General features: G+C 72.6%; 24 protein-coding genes. 12 read left to right on the top strand and 12 right to left on the bottom strand.

From position 1 onward, the window contains the following. Positions 1 to 239: 239 nt before the first annotated feature. Positions 240 to 668: a hypothetical protein gene (locus ABZS54_RS16795; RefSeq protein ID WP_355535674.1), complete on the bottom strand. Its 429-nt coding sequence runs from the start codon at positions 666 to 668 to the stop codon at positions 240 to 242. Between the two features lie 10 nt (positions 669 to 678). On the opposite strand from ABZS54_RS16795, the gene ABZS54_RS16790 reads away from it, so the two are divergent. The 3 genes from ABZS54_RS16790 (at position 679) to ABZS54_RS16780 (ending at position 3,722) form a co-directional block, all read left to right on the top strand. Beyond that, positions 679 to 987, top strand: a complete 309-nt coding sequence (locus ABZS54_RS16790) for a hypothetical protein (protein ID WP_355535671.1) — start codon at positions 679 to 681, stop codon at positions 985 to 987. Between the two features lie 522 nt (positions 988 to 1,509). Next, a complete protein-coding gene (locus ABZS54_RS16785; protein ID WP_355535668.1) occupies positions 1,510 to 1,815 on the top strand; it encodes a hypothetical protein in 306 nt (101 codons plus the stop codon). Then, positions 1,812 to 3,722 carry a PQQ-binding-like beta-propeller repeat protein gene (locus ABZS54_RS16780; RefSeq protein WP_355535665.1) on the top strand — a complete coding sequence of 637 codons (1,911 nt, stop codon included), beginning with the start codon at positions 1,812 to 1,814 and terminating at the stop codon, positions 3,720 to 3,722. Before ABZS54_RS16785 ends, ABZS54_RS16780 begins: the two co-directional genes overlap by 4 nt. A gap of 168 nt (positions 3,723 to 3,890) precedes the next feature. Here ABZS54_RS16780 and ABZS54_RS16775 read toward each other — a convergent pair whose 3' ends face one another. From ABZS54_RS16775 to ABZS54_RS16755, 5 genes are all read right to left on the bottom strand, one after another. Beyond that, positions 3,891 to 4,883 (bottom strand): hypothetical protein, encoded by a 993-nt coding sequence (locus ABZS54_RS16775; RefSeq protein WP_355535662.1) that lies wholly within the window; start codon positions 4,881 to 4,883, stop codon positions 3,891 to 3,893. A gap of 278 nt (positions 4,884 to 5,161) precedes the next feature. Further along, positions 5,162 to 6,193: an MsnO8 family LLM class oxidoreductase gene (locus tag ABZS54_RS16770; protein WP_355535659.1), complete on the bottom strand. Its 1,032-nt coding sequence runs from the start codon at positions 6,191 to 6,193 to the stop codon at positions 5,162 to 5,164. 284 nt (positions 6,194 to 6,477) lie between these two features. Next, complete coding sequence (locus ABZS54_RS16765) at positions 6,478 to 7,497, bottom strand: acetamidase/formamidase family protein (protein WP_355535656.1); 1,020 nt, start codon at positions 7,495 to 7,497, stop codon at positions 6,478 to 6,480. Continuing rightward, on the bottom strand, positions 7,494 to 8,966 hold the full coding sequence (locus ABZS54_RS16760) for an APC family permease (protein ID WP_355535653.1): 1,473 nt from the start codon (positions 8,964 to 8,966) through the stop codon (positions 7,494 to 7,496). The genes ABZS54_RS16765 and ABZS54_RS16760 overlap by 4 nt, the downstream gene beginning before the upstream one ends. 54 nt (positions 8,967 to 9,020) lie before the next feature. Further along, a complete protein-coding gene (locus ABZS54_RS16755; protein WP_355535650.1) occupies positions 9,021 to 10,160 on the bottom strand; it encodes a substrate-binding domain-containing protein in 1,140 nt (379 codons plus the stop codon). A gap of 44 nt (positions 10,161 to 10,204) precedes the next feature. Here ABZS54_RS16755 and ABZS54_RS16750 point away from each other — a divergent pair, with 44 nt between their 5' ends. Further along, positions 10,205 to 10,651 (top strand): MarR family transcriptional regulator, encoded by a 447-nt coding sequence (locus tag ABZS54_RS16750; RefSeq protein ID WP_355535647.1) that lies wholly within the window; start codon positions 10,205 to 10,207, stop codon positions 10,649 to 10,651. Positions 10,652 to 10,761: 110 nt separating this feature from the next. On the opposite strand, the gene ABZS54_RS16745 is transcribed toward ABZS54_RS16750, so the two are convergent. Further along, entirely contained in the window at positions 10,762 to 13,176 is a 2,415-nt protein-coding gene (locus tag ABZS54_RS16745) for an excinuclease ABC subunit UvrA (RefSeq protein WP_355535644.1), read from the bottom strand. A gap of 192 nt (positions 13,177 to 13,368) precedes the next feature. Here ABZS54_RS16745 and ABZS54_RS16740 point away from each other — a divergent pair, with 192 nt between their 5' ends. Together ABZS54_RS16740 and ABZS54_RS16735 are read left to right on the top strand one after the other, a co-directional pair. Then, on the top strand, positions 13,369 to 14,814 hold the full coding sequence (locus ABZS54_RS16740; RefSeq protein WP_355535641.1) for a hypothetical protein: 1,446 nt from the start codon (positions 13,369 to 13,371) through the stop codon (positions 14,812 to 14,814). Between the two features lie 168 nt (positions 14,815 to 14,982). Beyond that, complete coding sequence (locus ABZS54_RS16735; RefSeq protein WP_355535638.1) at positions 14,983 to 15,144, top strand: hypothetical protein; 162 nt, start codon at positions 14,983 to 14,985, stop codon at positions 15,142 to 15,144. A gap of 211 nt (positions 15,145 to 15,355) precedes the next feature. On the opposite strand, the gene ABZS54_RS16730 is transcribed toward ABZS54_RS16735, so the two are convergent. Beyond that, a complete protein-coding gene (locus ABZS54_RS16730) occupies positions 15,356 to 16,570 on the bottom strand; it encodes an acyl-CoA dehydrogenase family protein (RefSeq protein WP_355535635.1) in 1,215 nt (404 codons plus the stop codon). 163 nt (positions 16,571 to 16,733) lie between these two features. Beyond that, a complete protein-coding gene (locus tag ABZS54_RS16725; RefSeq protein WP_355535632.1) occupies positions 16,734 to 17,129 on the bottom strand; it encodes a VOC family protein in 396 nt (131 codons plus the stop codon). Between the two features lie 393 nt (positions 17,130 to 17,522). Here ABZS54_RS16725 and ABZS54_RS16720 point away from each other — a divergent pair, with 393 nt between their 5' ends. The 3 genes from ABZS54_RS16720 (at position 17,523) to ABZS54_RS16710 (ending at position 21,297) form a co-directional block, all read left to right on the top strand. Continuing rightward, complete coding sequence (locus ABZS54_RS16720) at positions 17,523 to 18,542, top strand: ADP-ribosylglycohydrolase family protein (protein WP_355535629.1); 1,020 nt, start codon at positions 17,523 to 17,525, stop codon at positions 18,540 to 18,542. A gap of 45 nt (positions 18,543 to 18,587) precedes the next feature. Continuing rightward, on the top strand, positions 18,588 to 20,075 hold the full coding sequence (locus ABZS54_RS16715; RefSeq protein WP_355535626.1) for a phosphatase PAP2 family protein: 1,488 nt from the start codon (positions 18,588 to 18,590) through the stop codon (positions 20,073 to 20,075). 880 nt (positions 20,076 to 20,955) lie between these two features. After that, on the top strand, positions 20,956 to 21,297 hold the full coding sequence (locus ABZS54_RS16710) for a hypothetical protein (RefSeq protein WP_355535623.1): 342 nt from the start codon (positions 20,956 to 20,958) through the stop codon (positions 21,295 to 21,297). A gap of 330 nt (positions 21,298 to 21,627) precedes the next feature. Here ABZS54_RS16710 and ABZS54_RS16705 read toward each other — a convergent pair whose 3' ends face one another. Beyond that, on the bottom strand, positions 21,628 to 21,942 hold the full coding sequence (locus tag ABZS54_RS16705; protein WP_355535620.1) for a hypothetical protein: 315 nt from the start codon (positions 21,940 to 21,942) through the stop codon (positions 21,628 to 21,630). Between the two features lie 200 nt (positions 21,943 to 22,142). Here ABZS54_RS16705 and ABZS54_RS16700 point away from each other — a divergent pair, with 200 nt between their 5' ends. From ABZS54_RS16700 to ABZS54_RS16690, 3 genes are all read left to right on the top strand, one after another. Further along, a complete protein-coding gene (locus ABZS54_RS16700; protein ID WP_355535617.1) occupies positions 22,143 to 22,823 on the top strand; it encodes a uracil-DNA glycosylase in 681 nt (226 codons plus the stop codon). A 239-nt stretch (positions 22,824 to 23,062) separates the two neighbouring features. After that, a complete protein-coding gene (locus ABZS54_RS16695; protein WP_355535614.1) occupies positions 23,063 to 24,352 on the top strand; it encodes a MurT ligase domain-containing protein in 1,290 nt (429 codons plus the stop codon). Then, positions 24,352 to 25,086 (top strand): glutamine amidotransferase, encoded by a 735-nt coding sequence (locus tag ABZS54_RS16690; protein ID WP_355535707.1) that lies wholly within the window; start codon positions 24,352 to 24,354, stop codon positions 25,084 to 25,086. The genes ABZS54_RS16695 and ABZS54_RS16690 overlap by 1 nt, the downstream gene beginning before the upstream one ends. A 71-nt stretch (positions 25,087 to 25,157) precedes the next feature. Here the strand turns inward: ABZS54_RS16690 and ABZS54_RS16685 are convergent, their stop codons facing one another. After that, positions 25,158 to 26,213, bottom strand: a complete 1,056-nt coding sequence (locus tag ABZS54_RS16685; protein WP_355535611.1) for a cation diffusion facilitator family transporter — start codon at positions 26,211 to 26,213, stop codon at positions 25,158 to 25,160. Continuing rightward, positions 26,210 to 26,596, bottom strand: a complete 387-nt coding sequence (locus ABZS54_RS16680) for a metalloregulator ArsR/SmtB family transcription factor (RefSeq protein WP_355535608.1) — start codon at positions 26,594 to 26,596, stop codon at positions 26,210 to 26,212. The genes ABZS54_RS16685 and ABZS54_RS16680 overlap by 4 nt, the downstream gene beginning before the upstream one ends. Positions 26,597 to 26,813 lie beyond the last annotated feature (217 nt).

The raw sequence follows: 26,813 nt of genomic DNA, 5'->3' as shown, positions 1-26,813 counted from the left end.
TAGCCACTCCTCGAAGCATAATGAGCACTCCGAGCGCCGCGTTGGGACGAGCCACCAAGACCTCCGACCGAATTTGGCTCGCCGGCGCAGTCACCGGCCGGGCCGAAGGTGTTCACCGGCCGGTCGGCGTCCCCCCGAATCCCGATATCGCCCGGGAGGGCGAGGGTGGGCGCGGGAATGCGAACGGGCCGACCCGGTGAACGAGCCGGCCCGCCGGGTGCGCACGTGTCGCCCGTCGGTCACTTCTCCAGATCGGGACGCACCCGCAGGGTCAGTGCCGACGCCGCGTCCAACGACGTCTCGTTGATCGCGTAGACGACCCCCACGGTGTCCGAGTCGGCCCACACGCACGTGGGCAGCGCCCTGCCGCTCGACCGGATGCTGGTACAGCGCAGCACGCCACCAAGGGCACCGGGGTCCACCTGCCGCACATTGCCCACGTCCGCCGACGTCTCCTGCGCGCCGTCCTGCATGCCCGCGATGAGCTGATCCATCACCAACGTCGGCGGCAGTTGCGGCGACGGGTTGTCCATCACCATGACCAGCGCCGTCGGCGTGCCGGCTCCGGCCGGGCCGTAGGCGGCGACCTTCGAACCGGCCACCGCCTGCCGCCGGATGGTGGTCTGGAGCGGATAGGCGTCGTCGCCCATCCGGTCGAGACCGCCCACCCTCGCGGGGGTGTCCACACTGCGCTTGGCCGTCGACGGCGTGCTCGTCGACCGGGACGTCGGCTCCGGCGGCGCCGAGGTGCGGGGCGTGGTCGGCCGACCGGTCACCGAAGCCGACGACGTGGGCTCGGCCACCGAGTCCTTGTCGTCCGAGGAGAACGCCCCGGTCGCCCCCAGCACGGCGACGGTACCCACCGCGACCACACCGACCACGGCCGCCACGATCAGACCGACTTTGGACCCGCGGCGCGGCGGCGGCTGCGGCATGCCGTATCCGGGCGGCCCGTACATCGGCTGCCCGGGCGGCGGGGCCCCGTAGGGCTGGGCGCCCGGCTGGTGGGCCCCGGGCGGCGGCCCGTAGGGCCCACCGTACGACTGACCATAGGGCTGTGCCCCGTACGATCCCGGCGGCGGTCCATAGGGCCCAACACCGGGCGGCGGCGGCTGCTCGCCTCCTGCCGGCTGCTGAAACGACACGATCCACTTCCCCGCTATGACAACGACGTCGATCGACGCATCGCCATCCTGCCCCACCTCGACAAACCGCCCACAAGGTGGTCCTCCCGCCCACCTCCCGGGGCCGGGCATCGAGCCCTCGTCGGCCGCCGGCGCGACGCCTGTGGAACCGGGCGTGGCGGGTCCGGCAGCCGGGGTTCGAGGCCACGACCCGGCCGGATGTTCTTCTCGCGACGGCGGGGGTTCGCCCTCGGGCAGGGGGCGATTGTCGGCGGGAGGGGGCCGGGGTCGGTACGGTAATCGACGCGGCGTTGCGTCGAGAGTGCCGGACCGCGGTCGCGGCACGGGGTGGATTCGGGACAGGAACACGGGGGGCGCGATCGTCATGACGCACTCATTGCCACCGCAGGGTCGAGGCCCGGGGTCGGCGCCCCAACCATGGGGCGGGCCGGCGCAGCCGCGGCCGGCGAGCGGGCCCGCCGCGCCGCGCAAGGGCCTGGTGATCGTGGTGAGCGTGCTGATCACCCTGGCATCGGCCACCGCGATCGCGTTCCTGGTGTTGTGGTTGCACAACGTCGGCCAGTCGGCGGGCCCCGTGGACCGGAGCGACCTCAAAAAGGACCTGCCCGGCCCGCACGACGTCGGCCTCGGCGCCCCGGCGATACCCGGCACTTCGGGAGGTGTCGCGTGAACACGCCGCAGCATCCGCACACCCCCGACGGCGTCCCGAGCCGGCCGGACCCACAGGACCCATGGGACGAGCAACGGCGCGCCCAGGCGGGGCAGTCCACTCCGCCGGCGTTCGCACCGCCGGCGGCGGCCGGGACACCTCAGCCGTTCGCGCCGCCGGCTCGGGCCCAGACACCGCCCGCGTTCGCACCGCCCCCGGATCACACCCGGCAGCAGCAGCCCCCGCCGGCCGCGCCCGACCCGGTGCGGCAACAGCCCCACCCGCACGCCCCGACCCCGGCCGGGCCGCCACCGCAGACCCAACCGCCGGCACAACCGCAGCCCCGTCCCGCGCCGTTCCCGAGCGCCTCGGGCGGCGGGTTCGTCGCCAACCCCAACCTGCCGCTGCACGACCCGTACCCGCAGCCCGGGCCGTACCCGCAGCCGCACCAACCCGGCTACGCCGGCCCGGGCCCCGGCTCACCGCTCCCGCCGACACCGGCCCCGATGCCGCTGCAACCCGCGCCCTCGACGCACCACTTCGTCTTCGGCCCGCCGCTCGACCCGAACCGGATCCGACCCGCGCGCGATCGACCGATCCTGCTCCGCAGCGCGATCTGGGCCCTGGTGGTACTCGCGCTCGCGGGCGTCGGCGCGGTCCGCCAAGCCGTCCGGCACCCCAACGACTACGCCAACACCGGCGAACGCGTCGCGGTGGCCTGGGCGTTGAAGGAGGGTCGGGACGGCCCCAAGCCCGCCGGAACCGCGGCCAAGGACCCGCGCACGCTGGAGGGCACCTGGTTCCAGGGCGACACCGTGGTCCGCTCGGAACGCGCCCGCGTGGTCGCCTACCGCGCGGACAGCGGGGCCACCGTATGGGAGAAGCCGCTCCCGAACGGCGCCGCGATGTGCGCCGCGGGCGCCGAGACCGATGGGCCGATCGCCGTCGTCGTCTACGGCGTGGGTACGGCCTGCGACCGGATCGCGGGCATCGACATCACCTCCGGCACCGAGGTGTGGAGCAAACCGCGCACCGCCAAGGATTCCCCGGCGCGCGAGCGCGTGGCCGTCACGCGCGGAGTCGCGGTCAGCGGCGACACCGCGTTCCGGATCAAGGACGGCACCCAACTGTGGGTCGCGGACCGCACCTTCGCGTTGGGCTGCCATGTCACCGGCTTCCGCGGCGGGCCCGCGCTCGTCGCCAACGGACTGTGTGGGACCACCGACGCCGTGTGGGCCGTGGATCCGCTCACCGGCAAGCCGGCCTGGGTGCACAAACTACCCAAGGACGGCACGGTCCCCGCAGGCGGGTCGCCGGTGGTGGCCACCTCTCCCGTGATCGTCGACGAGCCGAACACACCGGACGGGCCGGCCCGGCTGATCGTGCTGTCCGACCGCGGCGAGCCCGCCTACCCGATCGAGGCCGGCGGTCCGCTGGTCGGCGACACGCGCGCCGACGCGCACAAGGACGCGCACGACGCCGCGCCGCGCATCCTCGCCGACCGACGCACGATCTACGTGCCCGGCAACAACGGGCAGTCCGTGCACGCGTCGAACGCGCCCGGGGCCAACCAGATCATCGCGATCGATCGGGAGAGCGGCCGGGTGCGCTGGATCTCCGCGCTGCCCGCCGCCTTCAACGTGGTGGGCTTCAGCGTGGACAGCAAGGCCGCGCCGATCGCGGTCGACCCGGACGGCGGCCTGCGGGTGTGGGTCAACGCCCGCGGCAGCAAGCCGCCGCGCCTGGTCCGCTTCGACCCGGAGACCGGGCACATCCGGGTCCTCGACGAATATCCGCTGCGGCTGGGCGTCTCCCTCGCCGAGGTGATGCCCAAGCCGTTCGAGCACGACGGCCGGCTGTTCCTGGTCGACGAGAGAACCACCGGCCTCGCCTACCGCCTGATCACCAGCGCGCGGAGCGGGCCCTAGGTTCAGGACCGTGACCGGCAAACCTGTCCGGCCACGGCATCAGGTGGTCAAGTCGTGGTCAGGCCGCCGGCCGCGACGGGAATGTGACTCCACCCCTCCACACGCGCGACGGCCGACCCGCTCCCGACGCGGCGCGGACGTCCGGTACGCCGGCGTCCGCGCCGGGTCTCAGCTCGGCCCCCGAACCGCGCCGCGGGTCTGCGGCGACCGTGATCCCCACGGGCCGCTGCGCCAGGTGATCCCGTTCCAGCGGCCGAGCCGGCGGATCTCCCAGATGCTGAGCGCGGTGATGATCATCGAACCGCCCACCCCGACCACGGCCTTGATGTTGTCCGGCACGATATCGGAGCCCGCGAACAGCGGGTTGTCGGTCTTGACCAACATGTCGGTGAGCGTGAACGTCCAGGCCAGCCACATCGCCATCAGCGCGGGCAGGATCGGGTGCCCGTCCGCCGCCGAGAACAGGTGTTGCGCCACCTGCCAGATGGCCACCAGCGCGAACCCGAAAACCCAGATCCCGGCGACCATGGACACCCACGACAACACCAGTTGCACCATGGTCCCGTCCGTGCGCAGCGTGTTGATGTCCGCGCCGAGGCCCGCGCCCTTGCGGGCGCCCCAGGCCAGCGCGATGCCCAGCACCGGGACGATCAGGAACAGTCCGACCGAGCGGATCGGATGGATCAGCTGCCGCAGGGTCAGCGAACGCAGATGCGGCCGGGCGCAGAGCACCAGGACAAAGCCCATCAGCACAATGCCCACGATGCCGTACAGCGGCAGCAGCACGAGTCGACGCACCATCGCCGACGCCAATTCGGAGATCACCTGGGCGCCCTGCACCTTGGTGGTGGTGCCGGCCGCCGGGCCGGAGGTGTGTGTGCGCTCCTGGTACAGCCCGCGCAGGAACACGGCCAGCACGATCGTCAGGCCGAGCCACGCGCGCACCCGGTTGAGGTTGCCCATCAGCCCGTCCGGCTTGCCGATCCGGTGTGCCGGGCGCAACATCCGGTGCGCGAGCACGCCCGGGACGACCACGGAGGCCACGTTCGCGATCCAGCGTCGCTCGATCTGCGCGGGCGTCTCGACGGCCGCGTGCGCGGGTGTGTGTCCGGGTGCGTATGGGTGTGGAAGCGTATGTGCTTGGTGGCCGGCATGGGCCATCGGTCGGAACCTCCCCGCAGAACGACCGGCTCGGGCCGCACCACGTTAGCAACGCGCGCCCGCTGCCACGCGAGCCTGTCCGGCTCACCCCGGTGCGTCGGGCGGCTGTGTCCGGTGCCGTGCCTCGGCGTGCGACGGGCAACAGACGTGCGGTGTCGCCCGGCGGGCACGCCTCGCGGTGGGATCGGTCCGGCGTCGAGCCGCAAATGCGGCTGCGTCGCGAAGCGGAGCGGACCGCCATCGCCCGGCCGGCCCGGATCGTGGCCGTGTCCTCGGGCTCAACCGGCGGCGGCGTCGATTCGGGGTGCGATGCCCGCGAGTTCGGCCAGGCGTCGGGCCGAGTCCAGGCGGCCGGCCCGGTCGTACGAGCTCGTGGTGACCAGGAATTCGTCCGCGTCCGTGCGGGCGAAAAGCCCGGCCAGGGCGCCGGCCACGGTCTGCGCGGTGCCGTGGATCGCATCAACGAGCGCGGCCTCCAGATGCTCGCGCTCGCGGGTGCTCATCGCGCTCGCGCGAATCCGCTCGGCGGGGATCAGCGGCGGGAAGGTGCCTCGGGTGCGCGAGTACGCGGCGGCCCACGCCTCGGGCAGCAGCAGGTCGTGGGCCGCCTCCTCGGTGTCCGCGACCGCGACCGTGCCGGCCACCACCACGTAGGGCCGCGCCGACCAGGCGGACGGGCGAAAGGCGGTCCGGTAGCGCTCGATCGCGCTCAGCATGCGCTCCTCGCCGATCGCCGCGGCGACCACGAGCGGCACTCCGGCGAGCGCCGCGTGGTCCGCGCCGGCCCCGGTGGCCAGCACGAAGGGGGCCGGGCGCAGGCCCTCGGCAGGTCGGGCGTGCACTCCGGGGTGTGCGTCCTGGGTGCCCAGGAAGTAGCCGAGCAGTTCGGCCAGGCGGTCCGAGAAGTCCTCGGCCGCATCCTTGCCCCGGCCCAGCGCGGCCCGGATCCCGTCGGTGAAGCCCACCGACCGACCCACGCCCAGGTCGATCCGCCCCGGATACAGCGCTTCGAGCACGCCGAACTGCTCGGCCACCACCAGCGGTTGGTGGTTGGGCAGCATCACCCCGCCGGTCCCGACCCGGATCCGCTCGGTGACCGCCGCCACCGCGGCGGCCAGCACGGTGGGTGCCGACCCGGCCACGCCCGGCACGCTGTGATGCTCGGCGACCCAGAAGCGGTGATATCCCAGGCGCTCCACGTCGCGCGCGAACGCCACGGCATGACGCAGCGCCGAGGCGGGGTGCTCCCCTTCCAGGGTGAGCGACCTGTCGAGCACGGAGAACCGGACACCCGGCGGCAACACGTTCACACGAGTCCCAACATCCGCACGGGCCGGGAATTCCCACGGCATCGGGTCACTTGGCCGGCGCCTCGGGACGAGAGGTGTCGACCGCCGTCCATGCGGGAACATCCCCGGGTTCTCCCCCGAGGGATCCGCGTCGGCGGACGCGTGCTTCCCGGGGATGTCCCCCATCCAGCCCGGCGCAGCCGTCGGCCGACGCCGGGCACCGGGTACCGGTGGCCCCTCCGGTCCCGGAGTCGGGGCACCGGACGGGACTTCGGACCTCGCCGCCCCCGGCCGGTGCAGCGGCCTCAGCGCTCGGCCAGGTAGGCCGCCGCCACCGCTCGCAGGTGGTCGTGCCGCCCCTCGTAGGCCCGGTGTCGGCCGAGCAGCGCCTTGGGCAGCTTGCCGACCATCGTGTAGTTGGTGTCGCACACGTTGGCGGCCGGGGCCAGGCCGGCCTGGCTGACCAATTGGTAGGCGTCGAGCAGTTCCAGGTCGAGCAGGTCCGCCGTCCAGTGCACCAGGTCGCGCTGGCTGATCCGGAAGGCGTCCTCCAGCGGGCGGGCCGACCCGGTGGTGAGCAGGTGGTCGTCGTTCTCCAAGCGCGGCGACACCGGCGCGCCGCCCTTGATCAGGTCGACCACGATCACCGTGCGCATCGCCGCCTCGACCGCGGTCCCGCACAACTCGCCCTCGCCCTGTCGGGCGTGGCCGTCGCCGATCGAGAGCATGCCGCCCGCGACGTTGACGCCGAAGTACGCGGTGGTGCCGGCCCGCATCTCGGGCGTGTCCATGTTGCCGCCGTGCGCACCCGGGGTGATCGACATCAGTGTCTCGCCCGCGGCCGGCGCCACCCCGACGGTGCCGTGCATCGGGTCCAGCGGGAGGTCCACCGCGAAGTCGCTCTCTCGGGCTCGGAAGCGGCAGACGCCCGCGTCGACGTCCAGGTCGTAGACCCAGACGCGTTCCTCCAACGGGGCGTGCAGCATCGCCGTGGTCTGCGTCGCGGTCAGCGCGCCGAAGTGCGGGAAGGTGCTGGAGATGCCCCAGTCGCGGGCGGGCGCGATGTCCACGAAGTGCACCGCGAGGGTGTCGCCGGGCTCGGCGCCCTCGACCGCGATCGGTCCGGTGACGGGATTGAGATAGGGGAACTCGCACACCGCGCTGGGCAGGTCGTCGACGCCCTTGACGTTGCCGCCGAAGCAGTCCTCGGTGGACAGTTCGACGATGGTGCCTGGGCGGACCGTCACGAGGGGGCGGCGCCCGCCGAAGGTATAGGCGTACTGGTGGTAGGTCGGCCTCAGGGAGACGACTTCGAGCAGGGTCATACGGGTTCCTCGACCTGGTCGATGGCGGAAATCTTGGGCCGGCGGCCCGCCAGGACCAGACCGGCGAGGAGGGCGGCGCCGATCGCGAACCAGATCGTGCCCAGTCGTTGCGCGTCGCTGTCGGCGTTGTAGACGACGTAGGCCAGGATCGCGAAGCCGAGCGAGGGCGCGATCAGGTGCCGCCAGTAGTCCCGGCTCTTGAGCCGGACGAGATAGTGCACGACCACCGACACGTGCAGAACCAGGAAGGTGGTGAGCGCGCCGATGTTGACCAGGCTGCTCAGCGTGGTGATGCCGTCGTCGCGGGTGCTGGTGTACAGGCCCAGGGCGAGCGAGATCGCGGCGGTGAGCAGCGTGGCATTGACCGGGACCCGGTGCTTGGGGTGCACCTTGGCCAGGAAGGACGGCAGTTGCCGGTCCCGGGCCATCGCGTAGAGCAGTCGCGAGGTCGCGGCTTGGGCCACCAGCGAGTTGGCGAAGCCCCACGCGATCGCGGTGGCAACGGCGGTGAGCTTGGCCAGCCAGCCGCCTGCCGCGACCCGGGCCGCGTCGTAGAACGCGGTGCCGTCCGGGTCGCCGTTGTCGATCAGCGCCTTGGGGTCGGGCACCAGCAGCGAGGCTACCCACGTCTGCACGATGAACAGCGTTCCGGCCAGGAGCAGCGCGGCGACCATCGACCTGCCGATGGCCTTGGCCGAGTCCTTGTTCTCCTCGGACAACATGGAGATGCCGTCGAAGCCGAGGAAGCTCAGCGCCGCGATCGAGACGGCGCCGAAGACCAGGCTCCAAGAGAAGGTGTCGCTGTTGTAGATCGGGGTGAAGTCGAAGCCGCGACCCTTGCCGTCGATCAGCGCGACCACGCCGATCGCGATGAACAGGACCAGGATGATCAGTTCGCCGATCAGCATGATCTTGTTGACCTTGGCGGTCATCTCGACACCGAGGTAGTTGACCGCCGTGTTCAGCAGTACGAACCCGACCACCCACATCCACACCGGGATCGAGGTGACCAGCGAGTTCATCGCGACGCCGGCGATCAGGTAGAGCAGGCCGGGCACCAGGATGTAGTCGAGCAGGATCATCCAGCCGGCCAAAAAGCCCACCGGGGCGGCGATGCCGCGGCCGGCGTAGGAGTACACGGATCCGGCCATCGGGAACGCCTGGGACATCTGCGCGTAGGACAGCGCGGTGAACATCATCGCGACCATGCCGATGACGTAGGCGAGCGCGACCATGCCGCCGGAGCCCTGGAACACGCCGCCGAAGATGCCGAACGGCGCGATCGGGACCATGAAGACGAGGCCGTAGACGAGCAGGTCACGAAAGCTCAGGGAGCGGCGGAGCTCTTGCTTGTAGCCGTACTTCTCGATCGATTCGGCGCCACCGGTCGAGCCGGGACCACCGGTGGAGCCGGGTCTGCCGGACGGCTCGGGTCTTGCGACCGTTTCGGGCGCGGGGGCTTCGCTCATGTTGGTCTCTCCTCGGGACGACCCCGAGGGGTCTCGAAGAGACCTTAGAACCAGTTATTTCCAAATGGAAGTACTTTCTCGCCGCGGCAGCACGGCGAAATCCAGCCCTTCCGCCCGAGCCAGGTACACCTGCCGGCGCGGCGGCCCCAGCGGCGAGCGGGCCCAGGCCCCGCGTTCGGCGTCCGGATCCCGGTCCAGCAGGCAACGCACCGCCGCCGCCAACCCGTTCGGCGCCAGCGCACCCCGAGAGGCCAACGCCGCGACCAGGTGCAGCCCGTCGTACAGACCCTCCGCATAGGCATCCAACACCGGAGCCTGCGGCCCGAGCAACGTCCGGTGCCGCTCGGCCAGTCCCAGCCGGCGATCGTCGGTCTGCGACGCGAACGACTGCATCACCGCGTACATCGCACCGGTGTCGTCCCCGCCGTAGGCCAACAGTCCGTTTTCCTCCAGCGAGCCGGACAGCCGGACCAGGATGCGATCCAGCCCGGCGTGCCGCAGCGCCCGGTTGAAGTCCACCAGATCGCGACCGATCAGGCTGAGCAGCAGCGCGTCGGCCCGGGTGGCCCGCAGGCCCGCGAACAACTCGTCCAGCCCCGCCCGCACCGCGCCGAAGCCCACCCGCCGCTCGTACACCACGCTGCTGCGCGCGTCCGCGATCAACCGGGTGGCGGCTGCGTGGGTGGCCCGGGGCCAGATGTAGTCGTTGCCGATCAGCGCCCACCGCCGCAACCGGTGGTGTTCGGTGAGCCACCCGATCGACTCGCTCAGCTGACGCATCGGGTCGACCCCCGTGCAGACCACCCCGGGCAGCCGGCTTCCGCCCTCGTGCGGCGGGGTGAAGATGTACGGGATCCGGCCGCTGACCACCGACTCGATCGCGCGGTGCACGTCGCTGGTGTGGAAGCCGACCAACACGTCCACCGCCCCGGCGTCGCCGAGCATTTCGACCTGCGCCGCGACCTTGTCGGGCGGGCCGCCGGCGTCCACCAGGACCAGTTCCAGCGGGCGGTCGCGCACCCCGCAGGCCGTGTTGATCTCGTGCGCCGCGAGCAGCGCCGCATCCACCGCGGACGGCCCGATGATCCCCAGCGCACCGGACTGGGGCACCACGAGTCCCACTCGAAGCACCTGGGGATTCCGGTCGGAATGCAGCGCGTCGAGCGGCTCGATCAAGACTGTCTCGACGCTCATCAGGCGAGTAAGTATGCTCCTGGGAACGGCCTGGTGAAGGGGTGATGAGCATGTCCGCCGGCGAACTCGCGGAGCGGGCCGTCACGCAGCCGCCCCTGATCGAGATGCTCACCATCGCGCAGCGCCGTCTCGCCCGCACGTTGAACCTCGCGTTGACCGAGGAGGACTGCACCCTCGACCAGTGGCTCGTGCTGCGCGCCCTGGGCGACGGCGAGGGCCACCAGATGGGCGATCTGGCGCAGAGTCTGCTGATCCCGCACGCCAGCCTGACCCGGATCGTGGACGCACTGGTGGACGACGGCTGGATCTACCGACGCCGGTCCGGCATCGACCGCCGTCGGATCGCGGCCCATCTGTCCCGGCGCGGCCACGATCGCCTCGCCCGGCTGAACGCGCTGGCCGAGGCACACGAGTCGGCCGTGCGGGCCGCGTGCGCGAGCGAGGACCCGGCCGCCGTCCTCGCCTTCCTGGCCGGACCGGACGCCGGCTGACCGGGCGGCCGGGCCGCGCTCTCGCACCCTCCCGCTCCGAGGCGGCTCCTCGTCCCACGGCCCGCGCCGACCCGGCCACGCCCGCCGACCCGGCCACGCCCGCCGACCCGTCAGTGCGCCGCCAGAAACCGCGCGCTCACCCCCACACCCTTCGCCGCCACGTCCGCCGGCACCCCGCTCGCCACGATCCGGCCGCCGTTCGCACCGCCGCCGGGCCCCATGTCGATCATCCAGTCCGCACCGGCGATCACGTCCAGGTCGTGCTCGACCACCACCACCGTGTTGCCCGCGGCGACCAATCCGTGCAACTGGTGCATCAACAACTCGACATCCGCCGGATGCAGCCCGGCCGTCGGCTCGTCCAACAGATACAGCGTGTGCCCGCGCCGGGCCCGTTGCAGCTCGCTCGCCAACTTGATCCGCTGCGCCTCGCCGCCGGAGAGCTCGGTCGCCGGTTGGCCCAACCGCAGATAGCCCAGGCCCACCTCGCGCAGCGTGGTCAGGCTGCGCGCGGCGGCCGGCACCTCGGCGAGGAAGTCCGCTGCGGCGTCCACGGTCAGCCCGAGCACGTCCGCGATGTTCAGCCCGCGGTAGTCGACCTCCAGCGTCCGCGGGTTGTAGCGCGCGCCATGGCAGGTCGGACACGGCGCGTACGTCCCCGGCAGGAACAACAGCTCGACCGCGACGAAGCCCTCGCCCGAACACGTCTCGCACCGCCCGCCATCCACGTTGAAGGAGAACCGGCTCGCGGTCCACCCGCGCTCGCGCGCCGCGTCGGTGTCCGCGAACAGTTTGCGGACTGTGTCGAACAGACCGGTATAGGTGGCCAGGTTCGAGCGCGGAGTGCGCCCGATCGGCTTCTGGTCCACCCGTACCAGGCGGTCGATCGTGTCCAGACCCTCGACCGCGCGAATCTCGCCGGACTCCTGTCGACGTTCCTCGTCCTCCTCGGCCCGGGTGCCCAGGTGCTCCGCCGTCACCTCCGCCAACACCCCGCCGACCAGGCTGGACTTGCCCGCGCCGGAGACCCCGGTGACCACGGTGAACACGCCCAGCGGCAGGCGCACGTCCAGGTCGCGCAGGTTGTGCAGGGTCACCCCGGTCAGCGTCAACCACCCGGTCGGCGACAGCGGTTCCCGGGCCGGCGGCGGGCCGGCTCGGAACAGGAATCGGCGGGTCGCCGAATCGGCCACTTCGCGCAGCCCGTCCGGCGGGCCGCTGTACAGAATCCGGCCGCCGCCCTCGCCCGCGCCCGGACCCACGTCCACGAGCCAGCCCGCCCGGCGCGCCACCGCCATCCGGTGCTCCACCACGAACAGCGAGTTACCCGCCGCGCGCAGCCGGTCGAGCACCACGAGCAGTGCCTCGGTGTCCGCCGAGTGCAGCCCGGCGGACGGCTCGTCCAGCACGTACACGACCCCGAACAGCCCCGACCGCAACTGGGTGGCCAGCCGCAACCGTTGCAGTTCGCCCGAGGACAACGTCGGCGTCTCCCGGTCCATGCTCAGATACCCCAGGCCCAACTCGACCAGCACCGCGATCCGGGCCACCAGGTCGGCGCAGATCGTCGCGGCCGGTTCGCCGTCGCCCGCCGCCCCGGCCAGCACCTTCGCCGCCTGGACCAGCGGCAGTGCCACCAGCGCGGCGATGTCGTATCCCGCGAAGGTCACCGCCAGCGATGCGGGCCGCAGCCGCCGACCGTGGCACACCGGGCACGGCCCGCTGCGCAGGAAACGCTCGACCCGCCTGCGCTGCGTCGCGCTCTTCGAACTCGCGAACGTCTTCAGCACGATCCGCCGCGCGCTGCTGTATGTGCCCTGGTAGTCGCGCTGGATCCGGCTCGCGTCGCGCACCGGGTGCACGGTGACCACCGGCTGGTCGTCGGTGAACAGGATCCAGTCCCGCTCGGCCCTGGGCAACTCCCGCCACGGCCGGTCCACGTCGTAGCCGAGCGTGGCCAGGATGTCCCGCAGGTTCTTCCCGTACCAGGCACCGGGCCACGCGGCGATCGCCCCTTCCCGGATCGACCGGCTCGGGTCCGGGACCAGCGACTCCTCGCTCACCTCGTGCACCCGGCCCAGGCCGTGACAGTTCGGGCAGGCGCCGGCGGCGGTATTCGGCGAGAACGCGTCCGAATCCACCCGCTCCGCACCGGGCGGGTAGTCACCGGCCCGGGAGAAGAGCATCCGCAGCGAGTTGGACAGCGTCGTCAGCGTGCCCAGCGTCGAGCGCGAGGTCGGCGCGGACCGCTGCTGACGCAACGCGATGGCCGGCGGCAACCCGCTGATCTCGTCCACATGCGGCGCGCCGACCTGCTGGATCAACCGCCGGGCATAGGGCGCGATCGACTCGAAGTACCGCCGCTGCGCCTCCGCGTACACCGTGCCGAACGCCAGCGAGGACTTGCCCGATCCGGACACCCCCGTGAACACCACGAACACGTCGCGCGGGATGTCCACGTCCACGTCCCGCAGGTTGTGTTCACGCGCACCACGCACCCGCACATACGGATCGTGCTCGGTCATCACACCGCTCCTCGCACACCGCTCCTCGCACCACCGGCCGAAGGTTGTCCTATGCCCACCGAAAGGTGATCCACAACCGTGGCCGGCCCTGCGGACGCGACGACGGACGCACTGGTGATCGTCGGTATCCACGACTAACGTCGGCGCGCGCCGGGTGGTCCGGGGCGGATGGGTTGCGGCAAGGGGGCGGCGATGGGGCTGGAGGCGGTCGATCCGCGGACGCCGGTGTTGGTCGGGGCCGGGGTGGCGCGGCAGCGCCTGGCCGAGGCCGGGGCCGGGGTCGGCGAGTTGGAGTTGATGGCGCGGGCCGTCGAGGAGGCCGCCGCGGGGTCGGGCGCGCTGTTGCGGGCGGTGCGGCACGTGCTCGTACCGCGCGGCACCTGGCGGCACGGCGATCCGGGGCGTTGGCTGGCAAACCGGTTCAAGATCGTGGACGCGCACAGCACGCTGGCCGAACTTGGGGTCCTGCAACAGTCGTTGATCACCCGAGCCTGCGCCGAGATCGCCGCCGGACGGGCCGAGGTGGTGCTCGTCGTGGGCGGCGAGGCGGCACATCGGCGACTGCGCGCCAGGATCGCCGGGCTCGAACCGGCGGATCCGGTCGCGGAGGGGGTCCCGGACACGGTGTGGGCGCCCGGCGCGGACATCCTGGCCCGGGTCGAGATCGATCGCCATCTGGCGGTGCCCGCGCGGCAGTACGCGGTGATGGAGTCGGCGATCGGCGCGGCACGGGGCCGGCCGCCGGCGGACGACGCGCGGGAGATCGCCGCGCTGTGGGCGGACTTCTCGACGGTCGCCGCCGACGCCGGGCACTCGGTCCGGGGCCGCGCGGTGCAGGCGGACGAACTGCTGGCACCCACCGGGCGCAACGCGTGGCTGGCGAGCCCGTACTCGAAGTGGCACTGCTCGCAGATGAACGTCGACCAGGCCGCCGCGCTGCTGCTGTGCTCGGCCGAGGCGGCGCGCCGGTTCGGGGTGGCCCGCGACCGGTGGGTGTTCCCGACGGCGGCGGCCGAGGCGAACACCATGGTGCCGCTGGTGGCCCGGCCGGACCTGGACCGCTCCCCCGGGTTCGCCGCGGTCGGCGCGGCATTGGGCGCGGGGGTCTCGGACACGACGCACCTGGACCTGTACAGCTGCTTCCCGGCGGCGGTCCGGATCCAGCGGCACGAGCTGGGCCTGGCCGGGCGCGCCGGCCGGGAGCTGACGGCGACGGGTGGGATGGCGTTCGCCGGCGGGCCGCTGAACAATTACGCGTTGCAGGCCACGGTCGAGGTGACCCGACGGGTGCTCGCGGGCGGCGACGGGCTGGTGACGAGCGTGTCCGGGATGGTCACCAAGCAGGCCGGCGCGCTGTGGTCGGATCGGCCCGCCGCCGACGGTTTCCGCGCGATCGAGGTGCGCGCGGAGTTGCCGAGCCGCCCGGTGGACGCGGACTACGCGGGTCCGGCCGAGGTGGTGGGCTGCACGGTGGCGTTCGAGGAGGGCGAACCGGCGGTGGCGATCGCGGTCGTCGAGGGCACGGACGGCGTGCGATCGGTGGCAACCTCGACGCACCCGGACGTACTGGCGTCCATGCGCACCGACACCTGGGTCGGCCGATCGGTGCACGTGGCCGGCGGCACCCTCTCGGCGTGATCCGCGTCCGAAGCCGCCGCGGGACCCCCGGCCACAACGGCGTCGGATCGTCGTCGGCGCGTTCGGGGGCCGCAGGCTGGTCGGCGTCGGCGCGGGTATCGGGGAGATGACGTCGCCGCCGCGACGTGTCCGGGCACGCCCGGACTGCACCCTCTCCAGGAGGTTGTCGTGACCGATCCGTGGCCGGACCCACTGCCCCCGGCGCCGATGCCCACACCGCACCCGCTGCCGGAGCCCGGCCCCGAACCGCTGCCGCCCGACCCGGGTTCGCCGCCGGTCCCGGACGAGCCGGACCCGGTACCGGAACCGGAGCCGGGACCGCTGCGCTGACGGAGGCCGGCGCACGAGGAATCGGGCGGAGCTCGCAACGGGCCCGGGGGCGTGCTTTTCGGTGTGCGCACGCCGGTCACCGACCGGGGCGCCCGGGGCGGCAGGCTGCCGGACCGGCTGAGCGCGACGCCCCCGAAACACTCGCCGCGGCGCCCGGCCCCGGCACGGGTCGGGCGTCGCGGCGGCGCATGGCGGGTGTCGGCGCTCGGACTCAGCGAATCGGCACGTCGGACAGCGTCCGCACGATCACCAGCCGTTGGATCTCGCTCGTACCCTCGAAGATCGTGTATATCGCGCTGTCCCGGTGCATGCGCTCGACCGGGTACTCGCGGGTGTACCCGTTGCCGCCGAGGATCTGCATCGCGGCGGAGGTCACCCACTTGGCGGTCTCGCCGGCGTACAGCTTGGACATCGAGCCCTCGGCCGCGGTGAACGGCTGGTTCGTCGCCGCCATCCACGAGGCTCGCCAGGTGAGCAGCCGGGCCGCGTCGATCCGGGTGCGCATGTCGGCGATGGTGAACGCGACGCCCTGGTTGTCGATGATCGGCCGACCGAACTGCTCGCGGACCTGCGCGTATTCCAGGGCCACCTCGTAGGCGGCGCGCGCGATGCCCACCGCCTGCGCGGCGACCGCCGGGCGGGAGGATTCGAAGGTGGCCATCGCCGCGTTGGATCGCGCGGACGTACCGGACCTGGCGCGCGCGAGCCGCTCGTCCAACTTGTCCTTGCCGCCCAACAGGCAGTCGCCGGGGACCCGGACGTTGTCCAGGACCACCTCGGCGGTGTGCGACGCGCGGATGCCGTGCTTCTTGAACTTCTGCCCCTGGGACAGGCCGGGCGTGTTCGGCGGGATCACGAAACTGGCCTGGCCGCGCGAGCCCAGGGCGGGGTCGGTGGTGGCGACCACGACGTGCACGTGCGCGATGCCGCCGTTGGTGGCCCAGGTCTTGACCCCGTTGAGGATCCAGTCGCCGGTGGCCTCGTCGTAGGTGGCGCGGGTGCGCATCGAGGAGACGTCGGAGCCGGCGTTGGGCTCGGAGGAGCAGAACGCGGCGACCCGGATGTCGTCGGCGGTGCCGAACAATTCGGGCGCCCAGGTGATGATCTGCTCCTGCGTGCCGTTGGCCACCAGACCGGCCGCGGCGAGCGCGGTGCCGGTCAGTGCCAGGCCCAACCCCGCGTCGCCCCAGAAGAGTTCCTCCATGATCAGCGGCATGCTCAGACCGGTGGGGTCGAATGCCTGGGTGGTGAAGAAGTCGAGGGAGTACAGTCCGACCTTGGCGGCTTCCTGGATGATCGGCCAGGGGGTTTCCTCCCGCTCGTCCCATTCGGCGGCGGCCGGGCGCATGGTGTCGGCGGCGAAGGTGTGCACCCAGTCGCGGATGGTGGTCTGGTCCTCGTTCAGGGCGAGATTGAAGGCGGTCATGGGTGGTGGGCCCCCGGGACATCGTCGAATTGTTACCGGCTGGTAGCTTGAGTGTGTCGCCGCCGCCGGAGGGCGTCAAGAGGCCCGGGGGCACGGGCCGATCGGGGTTTGCGACTGCCACGCACGACGCGTTCGGTGACTCGCACGAGCTGTGGTCGACGCCTCAGATGCCCGGTCGATAGCGCATCGGGTGCTCGTCCGGAACCTGCACCACGCAGATCCGCACACCGTCCGGATCGGCGATCCACATCTCGTCCAACCCCCACTCCTCACGACGCGGCTCGCGCAACACGGTGGCGCCCTTGCCCAGGAGTTCCTTGTGCGTGGCGACCAAGTCCCGTACCTGGAGCCACAACCGCAGATCCGCGCACCCGGGCCCGGCCTCCGCCGCGGTGCCCGAGACCTCCAGGAAGCCGCCGCCGAGGAAGAACACCGTCCCGCGATGGCTCCCGGTTCCGAACTCGCGGGCGATCGCGAGTCCGAGCACGTCGCGGTAGAAGGCAAGCGAACGATCGAGGTCGGTGGGGCGCAACAGGATGCGGCCGGAAAGTACGTCCATGCCCTCATGCTTCGCCCCGAGGCGACGATTTCGAACCCTCCGGGACGGTACGTCCCACCCATGCACGCACCCGCGCCCACGCCCTCCGCCCGGCTCGCCCGGCCGCCCCCGCGCCGTCACCGCCACCGCCCCACCGCATCCCCGCGCCCGGTTCGCCGGCCCGCCGCCACCGCCCCTGCCTCCGCCGCCCCCGCATCGGGTATCCGCAGCCGATCACCACACCCGCCACCACTCCACCGCGCCCCCTTCGCCGGCCCGCATCCGCATGCGCACCGCGCCCGATCACCCGCCACCGCGCCCCCGCGCTTCGCGCCCCGTTCGCCGGCCCGGATAAAGATCCGGACGGTGGCCGTCGAGCCGGCAGGCTGGTACCTCGACGAAGGGTGGTGCCACATGGCGGGGAACGCGGAGCGGGTGCGCGGGAGCATGTTCGGACTGGCGTACGGGGACGCGTTGGGCGCGCCGACGGAGTTCCTGTCCTACGCGCAGATCGTGCGTCGGTACGAACTGCCCGGCCCGATGGATCTCGAGGGCACGCCGGCTTTGGTCACCGACGACACCCAGATGGGTTTGGCGGTGGCCCACGCGCTGATCGACGCGCGGGCGGACACCCGGGCGTTGACCGCCGAGCTGTTCGCGCCGCTGGTGATCGAGCGGTTTCTCACCTGGTGGGACTCCCCGGACAACACCCGCGCGCCGGGGCACACGTGCATGTCCGCGTGCGCGGAGCTGGCCGCCGGTCGAAGCTGGCTCGACGCGACCCGCCGCGGCTCCAAGGGCTGCGGCGCGAACATGCGGGTCACCCCGCTGGGTTTGGTCGACCACCTCGACGAGGCCGCCCGGTGTGGCGCGGCGCAACTCCAGGCGGCGGTCACCCACGGTCACCCCACCGCACTGGCCGCCTCGGACCTGACCGCGACCGCGGTGTACGCGCTGCGTACCGGTGTGTCGATCGCCGAACTGCCCGCCTGCCTGCGTGCGCACGCCGAGGCGCAGCGCAACGTCTACCGCGCCGACTGGCTGGGCGAGGACCTGTGGCGCGGCCCGTTCGCGGACTCGCCGGAGGGCTTCATCGCGCGCGGCTGGGACGAATGCCTGGGCGTCCTGGACCGGTTGGACCGCGCCCTGCTGGAGCGGGATCGACGCTCGGATCCGTGTCAGGTCACCGGCGCCGGATGGATCGCGGAGGAGGCGTTGGCCACGGCCGTCCTGTGTGTCGCGCTGTATCCGGACGACCCGAGGTCGGCGCTGGCCCGCGCCGCCGCCACCTCCGGCGACTCGGACTCGATCGCCGCGTTGGCGGGCGCGATGATCGGCGCCGTACACGGCCTGGCCGGATGGCCCGCCGAGTGGCTCGATCGCATCGAGTATCGGGGGGAACTGTCCGAGGTGTCCGAGGCTCTCCGGATGTGACGCAGGTCGTGGTGTGCGAGACCGGTTGCGGGTAGTGATGGCGCCATGGGAAAGATCCATGCCGCCGACCGGGCGGCCTTCGCGTGGGTGGCAACGCATCATGTGCCGTGGGCGAACAAGGCGCTGCCCGCCTTGTCGCGCGCGGCCAACCATTCGCGGCTGTGGGCGGTGACCGGTGCGGGAATGGCGCTTTCCGGTGGACGCAGCGGGCGGCGGGCGGCATTGCGCGGACTGGGTTCGGTGGCGCTCGCGTCGACCGTGACCAATGTGGTCCTCAAGAGTTGGGTACGCCGGCCCCGTCCGGTGATCGACGCGGTGCCGATGGCCCGCCGGCTCAGCCGGCAACCGTGGACGACCTCGTTCCCGTCCGGGCACGCGGCGTCCGCGGCGGCCTTCGCCACCGGGGTCGCGTTGGAGTCGCGTCCGTTGGGCGTGGCGGCCGGCGCGCTGGCCGGGTCGGTGGCCTTCTCCCGCGTGTACACGGGCGTGCACTATCCGGGTGACGTACTGGCGGGCGCGGCACTCGGCGCGGGCCTCGCGGCGGTGACGCTGCGCTGGTGGCCGACCCGGCCGGTGGAGGCGGCGTCCGCGCCGCCGCCGCGCGGGAAGGTACCGGCGCTGGTCGAGGGCGACGGCCTGGTGGTCGTGGTCAACTCCTCGGCCGGCCCCGAGGGCGACACGGCGCAACGCCTGCGCGAACTGCTGCCCGGCGCCAAGGTGGTCGAGCGCGGCCAGAACGGCGACCTGGTCGCGTTGTTGTGCGAGGCGGCCCGGGACGCGCAGGTGCTGGGCGTCGCGGGCGGCGACGGCAGCGTGAACTGCGCGGCACGGATCGCGCTGGACCGGGGCATGCCGCTCGCGGTCTTCCCGGCCGGCACGCTCAACCACTTCGCCGGCGACCTGGGCCTGATCCGGCTGGACGACACCGCGCTGGCACTCGCGGCGGGCGAGGCGGTGCTGGTGGACGTCGCCGAGTTGCAGCGCGACCACTCGCACCCGTTCTCCGACGACGGCGAGGAGCTGGGTCCGGAGCTGTTCCTGAACACCTTCTCGCTCGGCGTCTACCCCGACCTGGTGCGCTTCCGCGAGGAGTTGGAGGGCAAGATCGGCAAGTGGCCGGCCATGCTGGTGGGCTTGGTCCGGGTGCTCCGGGACGCGGGCCCGGTCAAGATGCGCGTCAACGGCCGCCCGCGCTCGTTGTGGCTGCTGTTCCTCGGCAACGGCCAATACGCCCCGGAGGGCTTCGCGCCCACCTACCGCCCCGACCTCACCGACGGCCTCCTCGACGTGCGTATCGTCGATGCCTCCCGCCCGCTGGCCCGCACCCGCCTGGTGGCCGCCGTCCTGTCCGGCACGCTCGGCCGTTCCCGCGTCTACGAAGCGTCCACGGCCCGCACGGTCCGCCTCTCCGAGATACAGGAGGGCGCCGAGTTGGCCGTCGACGGCGAAGTCCGCCCCGGGGCCTCCCAACTACGCATCGCCAAGGGCCGCCGCCTGATGGTCTACCGCCCCGAGGGCGCGGTACGCGACTGACCCGCCCTCGACCCGGGCCCGGACCCCTGGTGGGGCCGGGCCCGGGTCGCGCCCGAAGGCAGCCGACCCCGGCTCGCGGGCCCACGGCTGCCCGCACCCAAGAGCTCGTGGCCGCACGCCGCCACGAACGCAGCCCGCGAAGACAGCGGGCCGGCCGAGTCCCCTGCCCGCCGAATCCGGCCGCGCACTCGGTTGGATCCATCGCCGCCCGAAGCCGAGCGGGCACCCGCACCCGACCACGCGCCGAAACAACGCGCCACCGCGAACAACAACTCCCCCGCCGGCCAGTCGAGTTCACAATCACCTAGCGCCGCTCACGCACCCCCCGAACCCCGACGCGCCGCCAACTCCCACCGCCCGACCCAGGCACAGTCGGGCATACCCCGCGCCGACTCGGGCCGCAGCAGGGGCGGCGGCCATGCGCACCGCGCCCACCCACGCCGAGCGCTACGCGCCGCACCGAGACGCCGAACGCACCCCGACTCGCCCGCGACAGGGTCGGTCCCGCCGCCGTCCGGTGGCCGGGTGGCGTCGACCGCGCGGCCGCGCCCATCAACCGTCCCGTCACGCGCTCTCGTCCCATCGTTCTCCGGCGCCGCCTGTGCCTCATCCGGACGAACTCGCCCGGCTCGCCGTCGGCTTGCCCCGGCGGGCCGGATCGGCGGCGGATGGAAACCGCGGTGCGGGTTGTCCGCGTGGTGGGGGTGCGAGGGCCGCGATCCGGGGCACCGCTACGGTGTGGGCCGCCGGTCGATGGGCCGGGGGTGCGAGCGAGTGTCGATAAGGGGCAGTGGTGGCGGTTTCGGGGGCGATATCCGGGTCGGCCGAACGGATGGCGGCGATATTGGCGGCGGGACGAGTCGCCGCCGGGGTGGTGTCCATGGTGGCTCCACGCGGCGGGGTGTGGTTGCGGCCCACCGCGGCGCGGGAGGCGTCGTTGCTCGGCCGAGGTCTGGGCGCGCGGGATGTATTGCTGGGCACGGGCGTACTGCGCGCCCTGAGCACCGGCCGAGGCGGCGCCGAGTGGGGCTGGCTCGTGGTGGCCTCGGATCTGGTCGACGGGGCCGGCGGCGCGATCGAATGGCGCCGCCTGACCCCCGCGGAACGCATATGGGTCGGCGCGGTGTTCGCGTTGGCCGCAGGCGAGGCGGCGGTGGCCCTGGCGCTGGCCGGCACGGACGCCGAGGATGCTTGGGACACGGTGACGGGTCTGATCGACTGAGCGGCGGCGGGTGCGGCCGAACCGCTTCGGGCGCCCGTACGGCCTCGTCGTGCCGGGTGCCCGCGGCCGGCCACCGGTCACCGGACTCGATCCACGCCGCCATGATCCGCCGATCCGGCCGGCGCCGATCGCCCCACGACCCGCGCTCGGGAACCCGGCCGGGAGATCGTGCGTCTCCCCTGGCGCGTCTTCGCTCGGCGAGCCGGCCGGCGGCCGCTCGTTCCGGACCGGATCGTCGTATCGCACGGCGAGCGAGTCCGTACCGACCGACCCCCGGGAGTGCAGCAGCGTGCCCGTCTCGCTGAACCGCACCCTCGTCCCCGCCGCGGATCACCGGGCGGCGGCCCACTTCTTCGCCACGGTCATGGGCCTGGCGGAACTGCCTCCGGCCGGCGCGCACGGCCACTTCGTTCCCGCGTCCGGGTCAACGAGCAGCTCACCCTCGACTTCATGACGGTGGCCGCGGCGGAGGGACACCACCTGGCCTTCGACGTCGACCCGGCCACGTTCGACGCGATCCTGGCCCGACTCCGCGCGGCCGACATCCCGTACGGCAATTCCCCCGTCGAACCGACCAACGGCCGCATCGACCACCCGTTGTGCCCGCGCGGTCTGTTCTTCACCGACGACACGGGAAACCTGCACGAGGTCATGTCCCCGACCCGACCGCCGGCGAAGCGGCTGCCGCCCCTCGATCCCATGCCGACCGGGGATGCCCGCCGGCCTTCGCACCCGTCACCGTCTCTCCCCCGAAACCGACCAAGTCCCCTGCCCGCACGCCCGGACCGCGGTCGGCTCGGCGGGCGTGCCGGGGCTGTCACCCGGTTGCCCTATGCTCAACTCCCATGGTGGCGCGGCCGTTGGGCGAAATTGTCGAGGCAGGATGGGCGAAGGCCCTGGAACCGGTGGCGGGTCGAGTGGCCGCCATGGGCGACTTCCTGCGAGGAGAGATCGCCGCAGGACGGCGTTACGTCCCGGCCGGGGCGAACGTGTTGCGGGCGTTCACCCAACCCTTCGCGGACGTTCGCGTGCTGATCGTGGGCCAGGATCCCTATCCCAACCCCGGACACGCGGTGGGGCTGAGCTTTTCGGTCGCCCCGGAGGTGCGACCCCTGCCGGGCTCGCTGATCAACATCTTCACCGAGATGAACCGTGACCTGGGCCTGCCGATGCCCACCGACGGCGATCTGACCCCGTGGGCCGCCCAGGGCGTGCTGCTGCTCAACCGCGCACTGACCACCGCCCCCGGTCGTCCCGCCGCGCATCGCGGCAAGGGCTGGGAAGAGGTCACCGAGCAGGCCATCAAGGCGCTCGCGGCCCGCGGCACCCCGCTGGTGTCGATCCTGTGGGGCCGCGACGCCCGCAACGCCCGCCCCCTGCTCGGCCCCGGCGCGGCCGTGGTCGAGTCGGCCCACCCCTCCCCCATGTCGGCCGCGGGCGGCTTCTTCGGCTCCCGCCCCTTCTCCCGCACCAACGACCTCCTGGTCGCCCAAGGCGCCCAACCGGTCGACTGGCGCCTCCCGTAACCCCAAAGCATCAACAAGGCCGCCCGGGCCGCGAGGCCGGATCGGCCCCATCCACCTGCCGCAAACCCCAACCCCCAGAGCCCGCGCAACAGCCGGGGAGGGCGGGCCCGCCCTCCCGACCCGGCCCGGGGCGCAACCACGACAACCACCCCGCGCGTCCACGCCTATAGGGTGGCGGCCGGTACAACCGGTCATGGGCCACCGCCGGTCGGGGCCGTCGCTTGGAGGAACCTTCTTCGATGTCAGGCAATAGCGTTCCCGGCCAGGGGGGTGCGCCGCAGCGCTCCTCCGAGGCGTTGCCGCCGCGTTCCAAATTGGCGATCACCGCGAGTCGGGTGACCGCGGCCATCTCGCGACGCGCCGGCAAGGGCAGCGGTTCGGTCATCGGTGGCAAGCTCGCGCTGCGGCTCGCCCCGGACCTGCTCGCGCAGTTGTCGGTGGGACTACAGGTGGTGCTGATCTCCGGGACCAACGGCAAGACCACCACCACACGCCTGGTCGCCGAGGCGATCCGCGCCGCGGGTCCCGTGGTGTCCAACGCGCTGGGCGCGAACATGCCTGCGGGGATCACCTCCGCCCTCGCGGGCGCGGGCAGCGAGGCCCGCTACGGCGTGATCGAGGTCGACGAGAAGTACCTCGCGGGTGTCGCCCGCGACTCCGACCCCGTCGCCATCGCACTGCTCAACCTCTCCCGCGACCAGCTCGACCGGGCCGCGGAGACGCGGATGCTCGCCGAGAAGTGGCGCGAGGGTCTGCGCGGGCGCGACGCGATCGTGGTCGCCAACGCGGACGACCCGCTGATCGTGTGGGCCGCGTCCTCCAGCAAGGACGTGTTGTGGGTCGCCGCCGGGCAGACCTGGCAGGAGGACTCCTGGTCCTGCCCGCAGTGCGGCGGCGTGATGCAGCGTCCGGGCGACGACTGGTTCTGCTCGCAGTGCGACTTCCGTCGTCCCTCGCCCACCTGGTCGCTCGCCGGCGACCGCATGGTCGACCCGGACGGGCGGGTGTGGCCGCTGCACCTGCAACTGCCGGGCCGGGCCAACCGCGCCAACGCGGTCACCGCCGCGGCTGTCGCGTCGTTGTTCGGCGTGCCCGTGGAGGCGGCGCTGGAGCGGATGAAGCACGTCGCCGCCGTCGCCGGCCGCTACGACGTGGTCGACTACATGGGTCGCAAGCTGCGCCTGCTCCTGGCGAAGAACCCGGCCGGCTGGGTCGAGACGTTCTCGCTGATCGACCCGCCGCCCACCCCGGTGATCCTGTCCGTCAACGCGCTCGACGCGGACGGCAAGGACACCTCGTGGATCTGGGACGTCGACTTCACCCAGCTCGCCGGCCGGCCGCTGTTCGTGCTGGGCCAACGCCGACTCGACCTGGCCGTGCGACTGGAGGTCGCAGGCCTGCAGTTCCAGGTGTGCGAGACGCTCGCCCAGGCGGTCGCGGCCGCGCCGCCCGGCCAGATCGAGGTCATCGCCAACTACACGGCGTTCCAACAGCTGCGCAAGACGATCAAGGAAGCGGCACAGGCATGATCGGTGAGAGCAGGCTGCGCCTGGTCTGGATCTACCCGGACCTGCTCAGCACATACGGCGACCAGGGCAACGCACTGATCGTGGAGCGTCGGGCGCTGATGCGCGGCATCGAGGTCGAGCGCGTGGACGTACGCTCCGACCAGCCCGTCCCCACCTCCGGGGACATCTACCTGATCGGCGGCGGCGAGGACCGGCCGCAGCGGCTGGCCGCCGAGCGCCTGCGCCGTGACCCGGGGCTGGCCACCGCCGTGGGCGCCGGCGCCGCGCTGCTCGCGGTGTGCGCGGGCTACCAGATCATCGGCAACGAGTTCATCGACGACCTGGACCAGCCCGAGGCGGGCCTGGGCCTGCTGGACGTACGCTCCGGCCGGGGCGCGCCCGGCAAGCGCTGCGTCGGCGAGGTGCTGGCCGAGGTCGACCCCGCGCTCGGCCTGCCGGTGCTCTCCGGGTTCGAGAACCACCAGGGCGTCACCCACGTGGGCCCCGGCGCCAAGCCGCTGGCCAGGGTCACCCACGGCAACGGCAACGGGACCGGCGACGGCACCGAGGGCGCGTACGCGGGTCGGGTGATCGGCACGTACATGCACGGGCCGGTGATGTCGCGCAACCCGGCGCTCGCCGACCTGCTGCTCACCTGGGCCACCGGCGTGCCGCTGACCCCGCTGGGCGACCACTGGCACGAGCAGCTCCGCTCCGAGCGCCTGCGCACGGTCCGGGCCGCCGCCTCGAACTGAGGAAGAACCGAAGCCGGGGAGCCCGCATACCGCCGAGCGGTATGCGGGCTCCCCGGCTGTCGGCCCACCCGTCAGGGCGTGTGCACGGTCCCGTGCGGGTCCTCGCAGTGCCCGCGCGTCGCTCCGATTGCCAGCACCGCCGGGTCGGCGTGGTCGACCTGAAGCGTCGTGTGGGTGATCGCGTACCGTTCGCGCAGCCGCTCCTGAAGCCGGTCGCGCACCCGGTGGCAGTCGTCCCCGGGCTCGACCAACACGTGTGCGGACAGGGCCGGGAAGCCGGACGTGATGGTCCAGATGTGCAGGTCGTGGATCTCGGTGACGCCCTCGACCGAGGCCAGGTCCGCCCCGACCGCGTCCGGCTCGATGCCGGCGGGGGCCGCCTCCAGGAAGATCCGCCACGACTCGCGGACCAGCGCGATACCGGACTTGAGCATCAGCGCCGCCACGATCAGCGACGCGATCGCGTCCGCCCGGGCGAAGCCGGTGGCCAGCACCACGATGCCGGAGATCAGGGTGGCGATGAACGCCCACAGGTCGTTGAGGATGTGCTGGTAGGCGCCTTCGACATTGAGGCTGGAGCGGTTGGCGCGGGAGATCAGCCAGGCCGCGATCACGTTGATCACGATGCCGACCGCGGCGGTGACGATCACCAACGAGCCCTCGACGTCGGGCGGCGAGATCAGCCGACGGACCGCCTCGTAGGTGAACCACACCGCCAGGACCAGGAATGTGATGCCGTTGATCTGCGCGGACAGGATCTCCGCGCGCTTGAATCCGTATGTCCAGCGCCCACGGGCCGGGCGGGCCGCGAGCCGCATCGCCACCAGCGCGAGGCCGATCGCGAACGCGTCGGTGACCATGTGGCCGGCGTCCGTGATCAGCGCGAGCGAGCTCGCCAGGATGCCGACCGTGACCTCGACCACGATGAACGCGCCGATCAGCCCGAGCGCGGCGGTCAGGTAGCGCCGATCGGCGTCCGGGGCGACACCGTGCGAGTGCCCGGCGTGCCCGGCTCCCCCGTGGTCGTGCCCGTCGTGCCCGTCGTGGCTGCCGTGGGCCCGTGGCTGTCGGGTCGGCGCCGTGGACCCGGGCGCGTCCGGGCCGTGGTCGTGGTCGCGGGTGGTCATGAAGCCCCTCCGGGAAGGTCGTTCGCGCAGCCGGTGTGATCGGTGGCGGGGGCGTGGCCGATGTGCGCGAGCGCAACGTCCAGGAGCAGGCGCACGTGCGCGTCCGCGAGGCGGTAGTAGGCCAACCGGCCCGCCCGGCGCACCGTAACCACCTGGTGTGCGCGCAGCAGCCGCAGTTGGTGCGAGACCGCCGACTCGCCCTGCCCGCACGCTGCGGCCAGGTCGCGTACACACAGTTCGCCCTCCAGGAGCGCGACCAGCAGGGTGAGCCGGCCGGGGTCGCCCAGGAGGGCGAACACGTCCGCGGTCTCGGCCAGGTGCGGACCGTCGGGCAACCGTGATCGCACCGAGTCCACCAGGTCCGCGTCCACCGGCTGCGCCACCGGATCACCTCCATTTTCACTTTCACGCCCACGCCTACGTCCGGTGCACTTGCCCGTCCGGGTCCGTCCCCGTCCGCCGTCGTCTCGACTCGGACATCGTAACGTCTGAACAGCTCTTCATACGAGCATGAGAAAAAGATAGGGGCGGGGGGTATCGGCACGCAACCGCGCCACGCCCGTCACCGACTCCGCGTTCGACCGGGCAGTCGCCCAACCG

Origin of the sequence: Embleya sp. NPDC005575 (assembly GCF_040605455.1) — a bacterium.
GTDB lineage: Bacteria > Actinomycetota > Actinomycetes > Streptomycetales > Streptomycetaceae > Embleya.
This window is presented reverse-complemented; position numbering and strand designations above follow the sequence as displayed.

What these genes read in the sequence shown, in the direction of transcription:
- ABZS54_RS16785 (WP_355535668.1), top strand. Translation starts at nt 1,510, where the DNA reads ATGACGCACTCATTGCCACCGCAGGGTCGAGGCCCGGGGTCGGCGCCC.
- ABZS54_RS16775 (WP_355535662.1), bottom strand. Translation starts at nt 4,883, where the DNA reads ATGGCCCATGCCGGCCACCAAGCACATACGCTTCCACACCCATACGCA.
- ABZS54_RS16765 (WP_355535656.1), bottom strand. Translation starts at nt 7,497, where the DNA reads ATGACCCTGCTCGAAGTCGTCTCCCTGAGGCCGACCTACCACCAGTAC.
- ABZS54_RS16760 (WP_355535653.1), bottom strand. Translation starts at nt 8,966, where the DNA reads ATGAGCGAAGCCCCCGCGCCCGAAACGGTCGCAAGACCCGAGCCGTCC.
- ABZS54_RS16755 (WP_355535650.1), bottom strand. Translation starts at nt 10,160, where the DNA reads ATGAGCGTCGAGACAGTCTTGATCGAGCCGCTCGACGCGCTGCATTCC.
- ABZS54_RS16750 (WP_355535647.1), top strand. Translation starts at nt 10,205, where the DNA reads ATGAGCATGTCCGCCGGCGAACTCGCGGAGCGGGCCGTCACGCAGCCG.
- ABZS54_RS16745 (WP_355535644.1), bottom strand. Translation starts at nt 13,176, where the DNA reads ATGACCGAGCACGATCCGTATGTGCGGGTGCGTGGTGCGCGTGAACAC.
- ABZS54_RS16740 (WP_355535641.1), top strand. Translation starts at nt 13,369, where the DNA reads ATGGGGCTGGAGGCGGTCGATCCGCGGACGCCGGTGTTGGTCGGGGCC.
- ABZS54_RS16730 (WP_355535635.1), bottom strand. Translation starts at nt 16,570, where the DNA reads ATGACCGCCTTCAATCTCGCCCTGAACGAGGACCAGACCACCATCCGC.
- ABZS54_RS16725 (WP_355535632.1), bottom strand. Translation starts at nt 17,129, where the DNA reads ATGGACGTACTTTCCGGCCGCATCCTGTTGCGCCCCACCGACCTCGAT.
- ABZS54_RS16720 (WP_355535629.1), top strand. Translation starts at nt 17,523, where the DNA reads ATGGCGGGGAACGCGGAGCGGGTGCGCGGGAGCATGTTCGGACTGGCG.
- ABZS54_RS16715 (WP_355535626.1), top strand. Translation starts at nt 18,588, where the DNA reads ATGGGAAAGATCCATGCCGCCGACCGGGCGGCCTTCGCGTGGGTGGCA.
- ABZS54_RS16710 (WP_355535623.1), top strand. Translation starts at nt 20,956, where the DNA reads ATGGTGGCTCCACGCGGCGGGGTGTGGTTGCGGCCCACCGCGGCGCGG.
- ABZS54_RS16700 (WP_355535617.1), top strand. Translation starts at nt 22,143, where the DNA reads ATGGTGGCGCGGCCGTTGGGCGAAATTGTCGAGGCAGGATGGGCGAAG.
- ABZS54_RS16695 (WP_355535614.1), top strand. Translation starts at nt 23,063, where the DNA reads ATGTCAGGCAATAGCGTTCCCGGCCAGGGGGGTGCGCCGCAGCGCTCC.
- ABZS54_RS16685 (WP_355535611.1), bottom strand. Translation starts at nt 26,213, where the DNA reads ATGACCACCCGCGACCACGACCACGGCCCGGACGCGCCCGGGTCCACG.